General features: G+C 63.7%; 17 protein-coding genes. 6 read left to right on the forward strand and 11 right to left on the reverse strand.

All coding sequences use genetic code 11. From position 1 onward, the window contains the following. Positions 1–11: 11 nt before the first annotated feature. Complete coding sequence (locus tag AC2TZ7_RS07890) at positions 12–923, forward strand: ABC transporter permease (RefSeq protein WP_078539814.1); 912 nt, start codon at positions 12–14, stop codon at positions 921–923. Here the strand turns inward: AC2TZ7_RS07890 and AC2TZ7_RS07895 are convergent. The 3 genes from AC2TZ7_RS07895 to thyX are packed head-to-tail and all read right to left on the reverse strand — an operon-like array spanning position 912 to position 3,048. Then, positions 912–1,325, reverse strand: a complete 414-nt coding sequence (locus AC2TZ7_RS07895; RefSeq protein WP_489866502.1) for a DUF1810 domain-containing protein — start codon at positions 1,323–1,325, stop codon at positions 912–914. The two genes, AC2TZ7_RS07890 and AC2TZ7_RS07895, sit on opposite strands and share 12 nt — an antisense overlap. An 8-nt stretch (positions 1,326–1,333) precedes the next feature. Continuing rightward, on the reverse strand, positions 1,334–2,137 hold the full coding sequence (locus AC2TZ7_RS07900; RefSeq protein WP_489866503.1) for a capsular polysaccharide synthesis protein: 804 nt from the start codon (positions 2,135–2,137) through the stop codon (positions 1,334–1,336). Further along, positions 2,134–3,048 carry an FAD-dependent thymidylate synthase gene (thyX, locus tag AC2TZ7_RS07905; RefSeq protein WP_489866504.1) on the reverse strand — a complete coding sequence of 305 codons (915 nt, stop codon included), beginning with the start codon at positions 3,046–3,048 and terminating at the stop codon, positions 2,134–2,136. Before thyX ends, AC2TZ7_RS07900 begins: the two co-directional genes overlap by 4 nt. A 154-nt stretch (positions 3,049–3,202) precedes the next feature. On the opposite strand from thyX, the gene AC2TZ7_RS07910 reads away from it, so the two are divergent. Continuing rightward, the gene (locus AC2TZ7_RS07910; RefSeq protein WP_078519753.1) at positions 3,203–3,637 is read left to right on the forward strand and encodes a VOC family protein; all 435 of its coding nucleotides are present in this window, start codon (positions 3,203–3,205) and stop codon (positions 3,635–3,637) included. Here the strand turns inward: AC2TZ7_RS07910 and pth are convergent, their stop codons facing one another. The 3 genes from pth to AC2TZ7_RS07925 form a co-directional block, all read right to left on the reverse strand. Further along, positions 3,638–4,348: an aminoacyl-tRNA hydrolase gene (gene pth, locus AC2TZ7_RS07915; RefSeq protein WP_489866505.1), complete on the reverse strand. Its 711-nt coding sequence runs from the start codon at positions 4,346–4,348 to the stop codon at positions 3,638–3,640. 87 nt (positions 4,349–4,435) lie between these two features. Beyond that, on the reverse strand, positions 4,436–4,726 hold the full coding sequence (locus tag AC2TZ7_RS07920; RefSeq protein ID WP_489866506.1) for a hypothetical protein: 291 nt from the start codon (positions 4,724–4,726) through the stop codon (positions 4,436–4,438). A 189-nt stretch (positions 4,727–4,915) separates the two neighbouring features. Continuing rightward, positions 4,916–5,551 carry a 50S ribosomal protein L25/general stress protein Ctc gene (locus AC2TZ7_RS07925; protein WP_098410274.1) on the reverse strand — a complete coding sequence of 212 codons (636 nt, stop codon included), beginning with the start codon at positions 5,549–5,551 and terminating at the stop codon, positions 4,916–4,918. A 185-nt stretch (positions 5,552–5,736) separates the two neighbouring features. Between AC2TZ7_RS07925 and AC2TZ7_RS07930 the strand changes: the two genes are divergently transcribed. Continuing rightward, the gene (locus AC2TZ7_RS07930; RefSeq protein WP_489866507.1) at positions 5,737–6,615 is read left to right on the forward strand and encodes a bifunctional helix-turn-helix transcriptional regulator/GNAT family N-acetyltransferase; all 879 of its coding nucleotides are present in this window, start codon (positions 5,737–5,739) and stop codon (positions 6,613–6,615) included. Here AC2TZ7_RS07930 and AC2TZ7_RS07935 read toward each other — a convergent pair. Next, positions 6,606–7,769 (reverse strand): alpha-hydroxy acid oxidase, encoded by a 1,164-nt coding sequence (locus AC2TZ7_RS07935; RefSeq protein WP_098410276.1) that lies wholly within the window; start codon positions 7,767–7,769, stop codon positions 6,606–6,608. The genes AC2TZ7_RS07930 and AC2TZ7_RS07935 overlap by 10 nt on opposite strands. Before the next feature lie 154 nt (positions 7,770–7,923). Here AC2TZ7_RS07935 and AC2TZ7_RS07940 point away from each other — a divergent pair, with 154 nt between their 5' ends. The 3 genes from AC2TZ7_RS07940 to argF all read left to right on the forward strand — a co-directional run bounded on the left by AC2TZ7_RS07940 (position 7,924) and on the right by argF (position 11,085). Continuing rightward, the gene (locus tag AC2TZ7_RS07940) at positions 7,924–8,670 is read left to right on the forward strand and encodes a ZIP family metal transporter (protein WP_489866796.1); all 747 of its coding nucleotides are present in this window, start codon (positions 7,924–7,926) and stop codon (positions 8,668–8,670) included. A gap of 221 nt (positions 8,671–8,891) precedes the next feature. Then, positions 8,892–10,070: an aspartate aminotransferase family protein gene (locus tag AC2TZ7_RS07945; RefSeq protein WP_489866508.1), complete on the forward strand. Its 1,179-nt coding sequence runs from the start codon at positions 8,892–8,894 to the stop codon at positions 10,068–10,070. Positions 10,071–10,158: 88 nt separating this feature from the next. Further along, complete coding sequence (gene argF, locus AC2TZ7_RS07950) at positions 10,159–11,085, forward strand: ornithine carbamoyltransferase (protein ID WP_098410278.1); 927 nt, start codon at positions 10,159–10,161, stop codon at positions 11,083–11,085. Positions 11,086–11,106: 21 nt separating this feature from the next. Here argF and yihA read toward each other — a convergent pair whose 3' ends face one another. The 4 genes from yihA to AC2TZ7_RS07970 form a co-directional block, all read right to left on the reverse strand. Continuing rightward, on the reverse strand, positions 11,107–11,757 hold the full coding sequence (yihA, locus tag AC2TZ7_RS07955) for a ribosome biogenesis GTP-binding protein YihA/YsxC (RefSeq protein WP_489866509.1): 651 nt from the start codon (positions 11,755–11,757) through the stop codon (positions 11,107–11,109). Beyond that, positions 11,757–12,524, reverse strand: a complete 768-nt coding sequence (locus tag AC2TZ7_RS07960; RefSeq protein WP_489866510.1) for an MOSC domain-containing protein — start codon at positions 12,522–12,524, stop codon at positions 11,757–11,759. The genes yihA and AC2TZ7_RS07960 overlap by 1 nt, the downstream gene beginning before the upstream one ends. Further along, the gene (gene yidC, locus AC2TZ7_RS07965) at positions 12,521–14,368 is read right to left on the reverse strand and encodes a membrane protein insertase YidC (RefSeq protein WP_489866511.1); all 1,848 of its coding nucleotides are present in this window, start codon (positions 14,366–14,368) and stop codon (positions 12,521–12,523) included. The genes AC2TZ7_RS07960 and yidC overlap by 4 nt, the downstream gene beginning before the upstream one ends. Positions 14,369–14,546: 178 nt before the next feature. Further along, complete coding sequence (locus AC2TZ7_RS07970) at positions 14,547–16,073, reverse strand: EAL domain-containing protein (RefSeq protein ID WP_489866512.1); 1,527 nt, start codon at positions 16,071–16,073, stop codon at positions 14,547–14,549. Positions 16,074–16,175: the final 102 nt, after the last annotated feature.

The raw sequence follows: 16,175 nt of genomic DNA on the forward strand, positions 1-16,175 counted from the left end.
GAGAAACACAGATGGCCGTTCCCGCATATGCAAGCCCGCTCGAGAGAACCTGGCACTACGCCTATCTCGTGATCTGTGGCCTGATCTTCTTCTTCCTGATCGCGCCGATCGTGGTGATCATTCCGCTGTCCTTCAACGCGGAGCCCTATTTCACCTTCACCGAGAAGATGCTCTCCTTCGACCCCTCCGGCTATTCCATGCGCTGGTATGACCTGCTGCTGACCTTCGGGATGCAGGAGCCGCAGGTGGAGCGTGGCTGGTCGTGGTGGATGGATGCCTGGCAGCATTCGACCTGGATCGACGTGGCGAAGAACTCGGTGATCATCGGCTTCTTCTCGACGATCCTCGCGACGGTACTGGGCACGCTGGCCGCCCTCGGCCTGTCGCGCCCCGAGATGCCGTTCCGCCGCGCCATCATGGCGGTGCTGATCTCGCCGATGATCGTGCCGATCATCATCACCGCGACGGGGCTGTTCTTCTTCTACTCGAAGACCGGGCTGGCGCATTCCTATCCGGGCATCATCATGGCCCACGCGACCTTGGGCATTCCCTTCGTGATCATCACCGTGACCGCGACGCTGGTGGGCTTCGATCACTCGCTGACCCGCGCGGCGCAGAACCTCGGGGCCGATCCGCGCACGACCTTCTTCAAGATCGTGATGCCGCTGATCCTGCCGGGCGTGGTCTCGGGCGCGCTGTTCGCCTTCGTGACCTCCTTCGACGAAGTCGTCGTGGTGCTCTTCGTGGCAGGCTATGACCAGCAGACGATCCCGCGCCAGATGTGGAACGGTATCCGCGAGCAGATCAGCCCCGCGATCCTTGCGGTGGCCACGATCCTCGTCTTCGTGTCGATTGCGCTTCTGACCACGGTCGAGCTGCTGCGCCGCCGCTCCGAGCGCCTGCGCGGGATGTCACCGGGCTAAGGCGTCCAGCGTCAGCGGGCAGCGCTCGCCCTCATAAAACGTCTCAAGGAGCCGGGTGAACACCGGCCCCTTTTCCTTTGCTGCGGCCTCGAAGAGCGTCGCGCAGGAGCGCAGCTTCAGCGCATCGACCGGCCCCATGATCTCCTCGATGGGCGTGCCCGCATGGGCGAGCACGGCCTCGGAGGCCTCAACCAGCCGCGCCCGCAGCACCGGATCGGCGAGATAGGCCTGCGCCTCGGCCAGATCCGCGATCCCATACTCCCGCGCGCGCGGAGAGCGCCCGAGCGAGGCCAGTTGCGGGAAGATCCACCAGATCCAATGGCTGGTCTTGCTCCCTTGGCGCAGCTCCGCGAGGGCGGTGGGGTAGTCGTGGTCTTGGGGGGCGTGGAAGCGTTGTGTCATGGGTGAGGCTACCCCACTATTCCCACGTTCTTTTCGGCAAGAGCGATAGCCTCGTCGAACGCATGCTCAGCGCGCCAGTTGAGTTTATGAAGGGGAAATCCGTGAAACAACCGCTGTAGCGTCTCTGGATCGAGTTTGCCGTGCGTCTTAAAACACTCACTCTTCAATTCGACCGCAAGCGCGCCTGTGATCTTTGGCATCTTATCCCATTGGGCCGCGAGAGCCTTGTTGTGACGCAAGAGATTGTCGAGCGTATAGGCAATGATGTGATAAGGAAAATATTTGGCCTTCCGAGCGACGGCGTCACTGGCGAACGAGGCCGGTGCGAGTGCGATACGGATTTCTCGCTTTAGGCGATCCCATTTCGGTGCTTGCTTGTAGGGTAGCCTTGGTGTCTGAAAATACTCGAAAAGAGCATCATGCCAAGCGCCGACTAATGTGTTTCCGGGCAGAGCGCTGAGAAACCAGACGTCGACAATGCGATCTATTTTGGGGTTGCTGTGCGCAAAAAAACCAGCAGGTTCGCGCTTTTCATTCAGCCAATGGTTTAGTGGTGATGAGGGAAGGAGAGTCGCATCGATCCACGTACCGCCGTTGCGTTTCAGAAGCGCCAGGCGCATGAGATCTGCTCGCATTTGCACCGTGAGCGGCTTTGGGTCCACTCCTCTATCTGAAAGTAGATCGTTGGTCTCTTCTCCGGAAACGAAGCAAATTTTTCCTTCGCCTTCTTGCGCGACCCAGATGTCGTGTATTCGTTTTACCATCGAGGGCGCTGCATTGAAGCCTTGTTCCCACATGGTGTAAATTTTCACCCCCAAACCTCACAAAACTCCCGCCACTCGCCTTTGCTCATGCCAGAGGTCTCCTGCGTGATCTCCTCGCCCGCCAGACGGCGCTTCAGCAGCTCCACCGCCTTGCCCGACAGGTTCACCCCGCCCAACCTATAATCCTCGAAGGCCGAATAGGCCGCGGGGACCCAGTCCTTGACGATGTCGCACATGGTCTCGGCATAGACGCGGATCTCGTATTGCGCGTGGCTGTCGGCGCGCAGGCGCAGGAAGTGGAAGAGGTTGTGCAGGTCCACCTTCCAATACCATTGCGTGTAGATATTGGTGGGCAGGTTCATCCGCGCCAGTTCCCGCGCGAGGCCCTGTTTGCCCGCGTCCTCGTCGGGCGTCAGCATGTCCTCGTAATGGTCATAGGCGCGCATCGCGTCGTCGCGCAGGATGTCGAGCACGCGGGCGGCCTCGGCACCTTCGAGCACCTGACCGCGGCCCTGATTGTTCTGCGTCGATTGCGCTGCCAGCTTGTCGGGCGCGGGGATGTAGAACTCGCGGTCGAGGATCGAGTAGCGCGCGGAGTATTCGTTCACGTTCGCGGTGCGGTGGCGGATCCACTGGCGCGCGACGAAGACCGGAAGCTTGACGTGGAACTTGACCTCGCACATCTCGAACGGGGTCGAGTGCCAGTGCCGCATCAGGTAGCGGATCAGCCCGGTATCGTTGCTCACCGCCTTCGTGCCGCGGCCATAGGAGACGCGCGCGGCCTGACAGATCGCGGCATCTTCGCCCATATAGTCGATGACCCGGACCAGCCCGTGATCGAGCACTTCATGGGCGGTATAGAGCCGCTTCTCCATCCCCGGCGAGACCGCCCGCGCGGTCATTTGCGTCTCGGCGCGCTGTGCGTCGATCTCGGCTTTCTGTTCGGGGGTGAGCGCCATGATGTCCTCCGGATGTCTCGAATCGACCTCCACTATATCTACCTCGGCCCGATCTAGGAACCGCCATATCCTGTGGATAAGCCGGGGTGCTTGCCGCTGACGCCTCAAGGGCTATCCTCCGGTTAACCGCAATCAGTTCCAAGGAAGCCCGTTCATGAAAATCGAATATCTGCACACGATGGTCCGCGTGCTCGACCTCGAGAAATCGAAAGCCTTCTACGAGCTTCTGGGTCTCAAGGAACGCCGCCGCATCGAAAACGACAAGGGCCGCTTCACGCTGGTCTTCATGTGCCCGCCCGAGCAGGACGACGGCACGGCGGATGTGGAGCTGACCTGGAACTGGGACGGCGATAGCGGGCTGCCCTCGGACAGCCGCCATTTCGGCCACCTCGCCTACCGCGTCGAGAATATCTACGAGATGTGCCAGCACCTGATGGACAATGGCGTGACGATCAACCGCCCGCCGCGCGACGGTCACATGGCCTTCGTGCGCTCGCCCGACAATATCTCGATCGAGCTGCTGCAGATGGGCGAGCCGCTGCCGATCCAGGAGCCGTGGTCGAGCATGGAGAACACCGGCAGCTGGTGATCACTTACGGAAGTGATCCTTGAGCTTGTCGAAGGGGCTGCGGGTTTCCGTGGCCTCTTTCTTTTGCGGCGCAGGCTGCGGGGTGTCTTGCGGGGCGGGGGCGTCGGCTTTCGCGGGTGCCTTGGTCCCGGTCGAAGAGCGCGGCGGCGCGACCCGCAGGCTCACCGCATTGAGGAATTTCGACCCGTCGCCCGCCGCCAGCGCAGGCGCCCCGTCCGAGATCCCGCGCAGCAGGTCGTCGAGCATCTCCTGCTCCGCCTTCGGGAAATCGTTGAGCACGTAGCCCGCCACGCGGTCCTTGTGCCCCGGATGGCCGATCCCCAGCCGCACCCGCGCATAGTCGGGGCTCATATGCTGATGGATCGAGCGCAGCCCGTTATGCCCCGCATGACCGCCGCCCTGCTTGAGGCGGCACTTTCCGGGGGCGAGGTCCAGCTCGTCATGGAAGACGGTGATGTCGGAGACATCGACCTTGTAGAAATCGGCAGCCGCGCGCACGGATTGGCCGGACAGGTTCATGAAGGTCTCGGGTTTCAGCAGCACAACGCGGGTCGAGCCGAAACGGCCCTCACTCACCTGACCCTGAAATTTGCCGCGCCACGGGGCGAAGCCGTGATCCTCGGCGATCCGGTCGAGCGCCATGAAGCCGATATTGTGACGGTTGTTTGCGTATTTCGCGCCCGGATTGCCCAGGCCCACCCAAAGCTGCATGCGTTTCCCCTTTCGAACGCCGGTGTCGAGGCTCTGCTCACCGAGGGATATGTGAGCGGGCGCGCAGGGGAAAGGGGGTCGTCGCGCTTAAGCCGCGCGGTATTCGACATAAGTCGGGCGTCCCGACTCGCCTAAGACGATCGGGCGCTCTTGCGCGTCGGGCAGGGCGAATTCATCGAAGAGGCGCTCGCTGGTCTCGTCGATATTGCATTTCGCAATTTCTTCGTACCCGTTGCGCGGGAGTCGTCTCGACGCGAAATGGCAGAACGGGCGCAGGACCGGACGCAGCACGGCGTAAACGGCGCGACCAATTGCGCTGAGCATTCTAGGCGGTAGCACCACGAATGCTGCAAGAACGAGTGCGATAAGCTCCAGCATGTGACTAGCCTTAAGGTTGTATTAACTTAGAGGCTATCGCGTTTTGAGAAAAAGGCGAGGAAATTTTTGTTCACATAAATGTGAGCAGGCCCCGCGTGCGGTTTGCCGCGCATCCCGGATGCACGGCTCTGCGCAAAGAAAAACGGGGCCCCGAAAGGCCCCGTCTCGAAAATCTCATCGGAAGAAGGATTATTCTTCGGTTGCTTCTTCGCTGGCTTCTTCGCCTTCGTCCTCGTCGGAGGAACCGCCACCGAAGCCTTTCGGGGGCGCGACGTTCGCGATCACGAAGTCACGGTCGATGGTCGGCTTGGCGCCTTTCGGCAGGTCCACGTCGGAGATGTGGATGGTGTCGCCGATCTGCTTGCCTTCGAGGTCGACCACGATCTGCTCGGGGATATCACCGGCGAGAACGTTGAGTTCGACTTCCGGACGCACTGCGACGAGGGTGCCGCCGCGCTTCAGGCCGGGCGCCTTCTCGTGGTTGATGAACTCGACATGCACGAAGAGCGAGATGCGCGAGTTGCGGTGGGTGCGCATGAAGTCGACGTGGGTCGGCAGGTCCTTGACGACGTCTTTCTGAACGCCGCGGCAGATCACGCGGACATCTTCCTGACCTTCCATCTTCAGGTTGAAGAGGGTGGACATGAAGCGGCCTTTGCGCAGGCGGGTGATCAGGCGGTTGTAGTCGAGGTTGATTGCAACCGGGTCCTTGCCGTCGCCGTAGACGATACCGGGCACGAGGCCCTCACGACGCGCTTGCCGAGCGGCCCCCTTGCCCGTCCCCGTACGCGCCACGGCTTCGATCGTTTCGATCTCTTTTGCCATAACTGGTCTCCAATTTGTCAAAGTGATGGGCCGCCTCCAAGGGTGTCGGGCCCATGAAGCCGCGCGGATACTCGGGATTGGCCGAGTTGGCAAGGGGAAACCGACGGTGCGGTGGAATCCGGGTTGCTATAGAAGGATATCTGACTAATGTCAGAAACTATTTCGGACTCAGGTCAGGTATTCCCATGGACGCTATCGCACATATACGCCGGTTCAACCGGGCCGTCACCCGGCAGGTGGGCGCGCTGAATTCCTCCTTCCTCGATCGCGGGCGGCCGCTGGGCTCTGCGCGGGTGCTCAATGCGATCGGGCGCGGGCAAGGCGATGTCGCGAAGCTGCGTCAGGCGCTGGCGCTCGATTCCGGGCTGATGAGCCGTCTGCTGCGCGGGCTGGAAAGCGAAGGGCTGGTGGTCGTGGAGGACGATCCCGAAGACGGGCGGCGCCGCATCGCGCGCCTGACCGAGGCGGGGCAGGCGGAATTCGCGGAATACGAACGGCTCTCCGATGCGCAGGCGGCGGATATCCTGTCGCGCCATCCCGACCAGAGCGCGCTCTTGGCGGCGATGGACCTGATCGCGACGGCGCTGACCCGCGCCGAGATCGAGATCGTGCCCTGCGATCCGCTCGATCCGCGGGCGCGGGACTGCCTTGCGCAGTATTACGCGGAGCTTGCCGCTCGGTTCGAAGGCGGCTTCGATGTGAACCTGTCGAAAGACCCCGAGGCCGACGATATGCGCCCGCCCCGTGGCACTTTCCTGCTCGCATTGTCCGACGGGGTGCCGGTGGGCTGTGCGGCGCTGAAGGGCGGTGCGGACTATGCCGAGGTGAAGCGCGTCTGGATCGCGCCCGCCGCGCGCGGCCTCGGGCTGGCGCGGCAGCTGATGGAGGCGATCGAGGCGTCGGCGCGCGAGTTGGGCCAGCTGCATCTGCGGCTCGATACGAATTCCGCACTGCCCGAGGCCGTCGCCATGTATCACCGCTTCGGCTGGGACGAGATCGACCGCTTCAACGACGATCCCTATCCCGACCGGTTCTTCGAGAAGCGCCTAAGCCCTCAGGAATAGGTGTCGAAGAAGCCGTTGGGGATCAGCAGATCGTCCCGGCCCAGATCCTCGATACGGCGCTCGCCACAAAGCGCCATCGACGTGTCGAGCTCCTTCTGGATGACCTCCAGCGCCTTCGTCACGCCCGGCTCGCCCATCGCGCCCAGACCGTAGACATAGGCGCGCCCGATCATCACGCCCTTCGCGCCAAGCGCCAGCGCCTTGAGCACGTCCTGACCCGAGCGGATGCCGGAATCCAGCCAGACCTCGGTCTTGTCGCCGACCGCGTTGACGATCTTCGGCAGCATCCGGATCGAGCTGAGCGCCCCGTCCAGCTGACGCCCGCCATGGTTCGAGACCACGATGGCATCGGCCCCGGTCGCGGCGGCCATCTCGGCGTCTTCCTCGCTGAGGATCCCCTTCAGGATCACCTTGCCGCCCCACATATCCATGAGCTGCTTGATCCGGTCCCAATTCAGCGACTGGTCGAACTTCTCCGCAGTCCAGGACGACAGCGAGGCCGGGTCGGCGGCGCTGTCCACATGGCCCACGATATTGCCGAAGAAGCGTCGCTTGGTCTGCAGCATCTCGATGCCCCAGCGCCATTTCGTCGCCAGATCCGCCAGCACGGCGGGGGTGAATTTCGGCGGCGCGGTGAGGCCGTTCTTCAGATCCTTGTGCCGCTGGCCCAGCAATTGCAGATCGACCGTGATCACCAGCGCCGAACAGCCTGCTGCCCGCGCCCGCTCCAGCACGCGCTTGTTATAGTCGTCATCGGTCAGCGTGTAGATCTGGAACCAGAAGGGCTGGCTGACATTCTCGGCCACGTCCTCGATCGAGCAGATCGACATGGTCGACAGCGTGTAGGGCACGCCGAATTTCTCCGCCGCCTTCGCCGCCTTGATCTCGCCATCGGCGCGCTGCATCCCCGTCAGCCCGACCGGCGCGAGCGCCACCGGCATCGCGACCTCCTGACCCAGCATCGTCGATGTCGTCGTGCGCCCCGTCATGTCCCGCGCGATCCTCTGGTTGAGCCGGATCTGCGCGAAATCCTCGGTGTTATCGCGGAAGGTCTGCTCGGTGTACGAGCCGCTCTCCGCGTAATCGTAGAACATCTTCGGCGTGCGGCGCTTATGGAGACGTTTCAGATCGGCGATGGAGGTGATGACGGGCATGGGTGTTCCTCTCTCCGTGGTTAAGTTTCCTTACCAATCCCTCGAAATTTGCGCAATCACCCATCGCAAGGCTTGCAATCATGCGCGATCCGTTCCCATCTCGCCAAGCGAACACGAAAAGGAGAGCGGCGTGAACGAGATTTGGCTCGGCCTGATGGGCGGCATGGTGGCGGGCGTCGCAACGGCTGCCGGGGCGATCCCGGCGCTGCTCGGGCGCTCCATGAGCCAGCGCACCGCCGACACGATGCTGGGCTTCGCGGCGGGCGTGATGCTCTCGGCCTCGTATTTCTCGCTGATCCTGCCGGGTATCGACGTGGCCGAGACCATGTTCGGCTCGGTCTGGGTCGCCGCCGCCATCGCCGCAATCGGCATCGCCATCGGCGCGAGCTTCGTGGCCTGGCTGAACGCGACCCTGCCGCACGAGCACTTCACCACCGGGCGCGAAGGGGCCGATGCGGCGCAACTGGCGCGGATCTGGCTCTTCGTGATCGCGATCACGATCCACAACTTCCCCGAAGGCCTCTCAATCGGCGTGGCTTTCGGCGCGGGCAACGAGAACGGCTTCTCGGTGATGACCGGCATCTCGCTGCAGGACATTCCCGAGGGGCTGGCCGTGGCCGTCGCGCTGATCGGGCAGGGCTACACTCGCCGCAAGGCCTTCTTCGTCACCGCGATGACCGGGGCGGTCGAACCCGTGGGCGCGCTGGTCGGCGCGGCAGCGGTGTCGGTCTCCGGCGCGCTGCTGCCATGGGGGCTGACCTTCGCGGCGGGCGCCATGCTCTACATCATCAGCCACGAGATTCTGCCCGAAACCCACCGCAACGGGCATCAGAACCGTGCGACCGCCGGGCTTCTCTTCGGGCTGATCCTGATGATGTTCCTCGACGTGACGCTTGGCTAAACCCTCTTTACTTCCGCACTGCCCCGGCGTAAGCGCAAATCATGATCGCTCGGACCGCATATATCGCCCGTCCCCGACGTCGCCGCTGAAGCGCCTGACGTCCGATCTGCCGTGGCATGCCGCCACACCCTATCCCAAATCGCTGACCTTAGGCCCCTGAATGTTGACAGACCCCCGGGACTGTTGCACGCATTTGCCTTCTCTTACTGGAGTTTGACCCGATGATCCCCTCCGTTTTGCCGACCTATAATCGCGCACCGCTCGCCTTCGTGAAGGGCGAGGGCTCCTGGCTGGAGACGGCGGACGGGACCCGATATCTCGACATGGGCGCGGGGATCGCGGTGAACGCGCTGGGTCATGCCGCGCCCGAACTGGTCGAGGCGCTGACCGAGCAGGCGAGCAAGCTGTGGCATGTCTCGAACCTCTACCAGATCCCGCAGCAGCAGGCGCTGGCCGATGCGCTGGTCGAGAAAACCTTCGCCGATACCGTCTTCTTCACCAATTCCGGCACCGAGGCCGCTGAACTCGCGATCAAGATGGCGCGGAAATACTGGTCCTCGAAAGGCGAGGACCGGGTGGAGATCATCACCTTCGAGGGCGCCTTCCACGGCCGCTCCACCGGTGCGATCTCGGCGACGCCGAACTCGGAAAAGATGGTGAAAGGCTTCGGCCCGCTGCTGCCCGGTTTCACCCAGCTTCCCTGGGGCGATCACGAGGCGCTCAAGGCCGCCGTCACCGACAAGACCGCCGCCATCCTGATCGAGCCGATCCAGGGCGAGGGCGGCATCCGCCCGGTGCCCGATCAATGCCTGAAGGGGCTGCGCGATCTCTGCGACGAGACCGGCGCGCTCCTGATCTTCGACGAGGTGCAATGCGGCGTGGGCCGCTCGGGACGGCTCTTCGCGCATGAATGGGCGGGCATCACGCCCGATATCATGATGGTCGCGAAGGGCATCGGCGGGGGCTTTCCGCTGGGCGCGGTGCTGGCGACTGAGGAGGCCGCCTCTGGCATGGTCGCGGGCACGCATGGCTCGACCTATGGCGGCAACCCGTTGGGCTGCGCGGTGGGCGCCAAGGTGATGGAGATCGTCTCCGAGCCCGCCTTCCTCGATCAGGTGAATGCGCGCGCGGGCTTTCTGCGTCAGAAGCTCGAAGGGCTGATCGCGGCGCATCCCGACACGTTCGAGAGCGTGCGCGGCACCGGTCTGATGCTCGGGCTCAAATGCAAACGCGCGCCGACCGATCTCGTCGGCGCCGCCTATGACCAGCACCTGCTGACCGTGCCGGCTGCCGACAATGTGCTGCGCCTTCTGCCCGCGCTGAACATTTCCGAGGCCGATCTGGCCGAGGCCGTGACCCGCCTCGATGCCGCCGCGTCGCAACTCGAAAAGGCCGCCTGACTTCCTCTTGGCGTAAATATCCTCGGGGGCTGCGCGGGAGCGCAGCGGGGCGGACAGCCCCTCAGGCCCCTCCACGAAAGACAAACCGATGAACCATTTCCTCGATATCCACAAAACCGACCCCGCCGCGCTGCGGTCCATGATCGACCAAGGCATCGCGATGAAGCAGGCCCGCAACGGTCGCCCGAAAGGCGCGCCCGATGACGAGCAGCCGCTCGCCGGTCACATGGTCGCTCTGATCTTCGAGAAGCCCTCGACCCGGACTCGCGTCAGCTTCGATGTCGGCGTGCGTCAGATGGGCGGCCAGTCGATGGTGCTCTCGGGCGCGGATATGCAGCTGGGCCATGGCGAGACCATCGCCGACACCGCACGGGTTCTGTCGCGCTATGTCGATCTGATCATGATCCGGACCTTCGAGGAGGAAACCCTGCTCGAGATGGCCGAATATGCCTCGGTGCCGGTGATCAACGGTCTGACCGACCGCACCCACCCGTGCCAGATCATGGCCGATGTGATGACCTATGAAGAGCAGCGCGGGCCGATCGCAGGCAAGAAGGTGGTCTGGTCGGGCGACGGCAACAACGTCTTCGCCAGCTTCGCCCATGCCGCGGCGCAGTTCGGCTTCGATCTGACCTTCACCGGGCCCGAGACGCTCGACCCCGAGCGCGCCTGGCTCGACGTGGCCGAGAAAGCGGGCCATCCGATCACCATCGAGCGCGACCCGGTCAAGGCGGTCGAGGGCGCCGATCTGATCGTCACCGATACCTGGGTCTCGATGCACGACCCGGAATCCGCGAAAGAGCGTCGCCACAACCAGCTGCGGCCCTATCAGGTCAACGAGGAGCTGATGAGCCACGCCAAGCCCGACGCGCTGTTCATGCATTGCCTGCCCGCGCATCGCAACGACGAGGCGACGAGCGGCGTCATGGACGGCCCGCATTCGGTGATCTTCGACGAGGCCGAGAACCGTCTGCACGCGCAAAAGGCGGTGATGCGCTACTGCCTCGGCAAATAACGACAGCAGCCGGGCAGGGGGTTACTCCAGCCCGGCGATGATCGCGCGCAGCGTCTCGATCCCTTGGCCCTTCTCGGACGAGGTCAGCACGATCTCGGGGAAGGCGGCGGGGTGTTTCGCCAGCGCCTTGCGCACCTGATCCAGCACCTTCTCGCAATCCTTCGCGCTGACCTTGTCGGCCTTCGTCATAACCACCTGGAAGGGGACGGCAGCACGGTCGAGCAGCGTCAGGATTTCCTCGTCCACCGCTTTCACGCCGTGACGCGTGTCGATCAGCACGAAGGCGCGGCGCAGGGTCGCGCGGCCCGATAGGTAATCCTTCAGCAGCGCCTGCCACTTCGCGACCACCGCGACAGGGGCCTGCGCGAACCCATAGCCCGGAAGGTCGACCAGATAGGGACCGTCCTGCGTGGTGAAATAGTTGATCTCCTGCGTCCGGCCCGGCGTGTTCGACGCCCGCGCAAGGTTGCGGCGGTTCGTCAGTGCATTGATCAGGCTCGACTTGCCGACATTGGAGCGGCCCGCGAAGCAGACCTCGATCCGGTCGGCAGGCGGCAGCCCCTTCATCGCGACGACGCCCTTGAGGAAATCGACGGGCGCCGCAAACAGCTTGCGACCACGCTCACGCGAAAAATCGTCGGGGGCCTCGGCCAGCGGGAACTTCAATTCCATCATAGAACCTCGATCTTGTCGCCGCGCGCGATGCGGCCCTGTTTCGTCACGAGGCAGAATACGCCCAGATCATGGTGGCCGTAATGGCGCTCCAGCTCGCTCAGCATGTCGATATCGCGTTCGCCCGTCTCGGTATTAGCGTCCGTCGCGCGGCAGCGCTCGATACAGGCGCGCAGTTGCAGCTCTGCCTCGCCGATCCGCACCGTCTTGCCGATCAGGTCCATCTCCGCGAAAGGCTCCCAGCCTTCGACCCAGAGATTGGCGCGGAAGCGGCGGCGGTCGATCGGCTTTCCCACCCGCGCCGCGAGATCATCGAGCGACGCCTGCCCGATCAGCGAGACATAGGGCAGGGGATCGTCGGTGAAGGCCCGGTCGGGGCCGCGTACCAGCGCGGTTGGGCGCGGCGCGCTCTCGGGCCAGAACGGACGCAACCATTCGAGCAGCTTGCGTTGGTCAAGTTCACGGTCGGGGTCGATCTCGAGATGCCATTGCTCGGGATGTTCCAGCAGGATGTGCCCGTTCTCGAGCATCCGCGACGTGACCCCCATCAGCCCCGGCGCCGAGCGCCCGATCACGAAGTTGATCTTCTTGCCCCAGCCATCCGCGCGACCTTCCGCGCCGACGCCGACCTTGGAGCGTTCATGCAGCACCGCCCATTCCCGGTCGCAAGGCAAGACGCGCCCCTCTTCAAGGGACGCGTCCTTTAGTTCCTCTACCCCGATCGACTTGATCGGATGTCGGTAGATGCGAGAGAGCGTTGCGCTCATTTCTTCTCTTCGGCGGGTTTCTTCCGCTGGAAGCTCTCTTTGATATTGCCGAACAGATCCGGGCGTTTCCCGTGCATCGACATGATCGTGTACTGCTGGAGGAACGTGATCGTGTTGTTCGTGATCCAGTACAGAACGAGGCCCGAGGCGAAGCTGCCCAGCATGAACATGAAGACCCACGGCATCCAGGCGAAGATCATCGCCTGAGTCTTGTCCGTCGGCGCCGGGTTCAGACGCTGCTGGAACCACATCGACACACCCAGCAGGATCGGCAGGATGCCGAGCGACAGGATGAAGAGCGGCGAGCCCGGATCGGGCGCTGCGAAGGGCAGCAGGCCGAACAGGTTCAGGATCGAGGTCGGATCGGGCGCCGAAAGGTCGTGAATCCAGCCGATCCACGGCGCGTGATACAGCTCGATCGTGACGTAGATCACCTTATAGAGCGAGAAGAAGATCGGGATCTGGATCAGAAGCGGCAGACAGCCCGCGGCGGGGTTCACCTTGTGCTTCTTATACAGCTCCATCATGCCCTGCTGCATCTTCTGGCGGTCGTCGCCAGCGGCTTCCTTCATCTTCTCCATCTCGGGCTGCAGCTCTTTCATGCGCGCCATCGAGATGTAGGACTTCCGCGCCAGCGGGAAGACGATCAGCTTGATGATGAAGGTCAGTGCGATGATCGCCCAGCCCATGTTGCCGATCGCGCCATGCAGGAAGTGCAGCAGGCGGAACATCGGCTTGGTGAGGAAGTAGAACCAGCCCCAGTCAAGCGAGTCGACGAATTTCGGGATCGGGACATTGTCCTGATAGTCGCGCAGGGTTTCCCATTCCTTCGCACCGGCGAAGAGGTGGGTCTGCGCGTCGCCCTTGGCGCCCGGCGCGACGTCGATCACCGGCAGGCGGGTCTCGGTCTGGTAGATGTCGGACTTCTCGCCCGAATATTTCACGACCGAGGTGAACGGGCCCGAGATCGGCGCCAGAACGGTCTGCCAGTATTTGTCGGTGAAGCCCGTCCAGCCGGCGTCCTGCACCTGCTTGATCTCGGCCTGACCCTCGGCGCCCTTGTTGTCGAGCTTGGTGATGTTCTTGTACTTGATCTCTTCGAGATTGCCGTCATCCATCGCCACGAGGCCTTCGTGGAGCACATAGACGCGGCGCTCCTGCGGGATGCCGTGACGCGCGATGATGCCGTAGGGGGCAAGCTTCACGGCGGCGTCGGTGCCGTTCTGAACTGACTGCTTGATCGTGAAGAGATACTTGTCGTCGACCGAGATCTCGCGCTGGAAGGTCAGGCCATGGCCGTTGTCCCATTGCAGCGTGACCGGGGTGTCGGGCGTGAGTTTGCCGTTGCCGACCTGCGTCCAGACCGTGTTCGGACCGGGGACCTGATCGCCGGGCAGACCGCCTGCGGGCAGCCAGCCATAGACGACGTAATAGGGCAGGGTCGAATTGCCGGTATCGCCGCTGATCGGCGACAGGAGACGCACGTCGGGCGAATCCTCGGCCAGCGTTTCCTTGTATTTCTTGAGCGAGAGGTCGTCGAAACGCCCGCCGAGAGTCGAGATCGATCCCTCGACTGCGGGGGTGTCGATCTCGATGCGCGCGGCGCTCTGGGATTGGGCGCTCGCGGCCTGCGACATCGTCGCCGTATCGACCGGTGCGCCCGTGGAGCCGGCCGCGGTCTTCGGTGCGATATCAGTGGCTTCGGGCGTAGCGCTCTGCTCTGCGACCGGTTGGCTCGGTGCTGTTGTCGTGTCTTCCGTGGGCGGGAAGAAGTAGGTCCAGACGCCCAGCACGAGCGCGGAAAGCACCACCGCGAGAATGAGATTCTTGTTTTGGTTGTCCATGAAACCCTAATTCCACAAGCCTGTCGAAAACTTGCATGGGTTCAACAGAAGGGGCAGCCAAAGGTCAAGCCATTTTCCCTTGAAACAGTGGATCGGGCATGGTTTGCCATCACGCTTTCGGTCCGGATCCAGGGTCCGCAGTCGCAAAGCCCGGTCTGCGCCTCGGTCTTTGGGGGCCTCAACGCCTGCCGATTTGCGGCGTGGCGTCGAGCTTGGTGCGATGGCGCTCCGCCCATTCGAGGAATTCGCTGATCGGCATCGGCGCGGCAATCGCCGGGCCCTGCACCGCCGAGCAGCCCAACTGGCACAGCATCGCGTGTTCGGCGATCCCCGGCACCCCTTCGGCGAGCGTCTCCAGCCCGAGCCCCTCGGCCATCGACACGATCGCCGCGGTCAGGCGCTGATGTTCGGTGTTGTGGTCGATCTCTGCCGTGAGCGAGCGATGGATGCGCAGCCGCTGCGGCCCGATCTGGCGGATCGTCTCCGCCGAGACGGGACCGGAGCCGAATCCCGCCAGTTCGATCAGGCAGCCGAGGCGCTTGATCGCGTGCAGCGTATGGCTGCAGACCGGATCGTCGAGCCGCGCCACCATCGCCTGCGGGACGATCAGCCGCAGCCGGTTCGGGGCGATCTCGAAGCGGTCGAATTCCCAGGTCAGCCGCTCGGCCAGCTTCGGGTCGCTCATCTGCCCGGGCAGGAAGGGAAGCGAGGCCGGGCCGAAATCGCTGCCGTCGCGGGTGATGTCGCGCAGTGCGCCGAAAGCCGCGTAAAGCATGACCTCGGAAAAGCGCGCGCCAAGCCCTGCAGCCTCGATTGCGGGGAGTATCTCGCTTTCGGTCAGAATCCCGCGTTGGGCATGAAGCCAGCGCGGAATCGCCTGAAACCCGCTGATATCGCCTGTGTCGGTGGAAATCTGCGGCAGGAAAAACGCCTTGATATGGCCCGCTTCGAGCGCCTCTCCCACACTGGCGGAGAGCGGATGCGGGCCCGGCTCTTTGATGGCGATCTTGTCCGAGCGGGAGGAGCGGATCGCGCCGGGGCCGGATTGCATTGCACGATTGGCCGCGGTCTCGGCGCGCGAGAGAGCCGCCTCCGCCTCTGTGTTGGCGCGCGCGTCAGCCTTGGCCTGCGTGGCCGCGTCATCGCGATAGGCCGGGGCTGCAGTACTTCGGCCCACGAGGTGAAATCCGATATGCATGGTGATCTGCTGCGTCTGCTCGGCGATCACGTAAGGCTCGCTCACCGCTTCCTGAAGGCGGCCGCAAAGCTGGATCATCCCTTCGAGGCCCAGCCTCGGCGTCGGACGCAGAAGCACCGCGAAACGCGCGCCGTCCCAGCGCGTGACCACATCGCCGCTGCGCAGTTGCGCCTGTAGTCGTTCGCCAATCCGGCGCAGCAGAAGGTCGAATTCCTTCGGGTGCAACCGCCGCAGCACCTGATCGGGGGCGTCGAGCCCGAGGATCAGGCATCCGGTCGGGCGGTTGCGCCGCTGCGAATCCTGCAAGGAGGCGGCCATCTCTGCAATCGCGGCACTCGGCGGCAGCAGGCCGGTCGCGGGGTCGCATCCCTCCTCGTCGATCTCGAGCGGAACGGGCAGAGGGCGGGTCATCCAGCCCACCAGAATCGCGGTCAGACCGATCAGCACCATCGCCTCCGGCCCGACCCAAAGCAGGGCGAGCCCGCAGGCCGGCAAAAAGGCGATCATCTCGCGTCGGAGCAGAACCGGTCCCGGCTTGCCATTATATCTTGCGCGCAGCTCTGATTTGCGGGCGGCGCGCTTGCCCCCGTCATTTCCCATGACACCTAC

The organism is Thioclava sp. ISO4 (assembly GCF_058105145.1).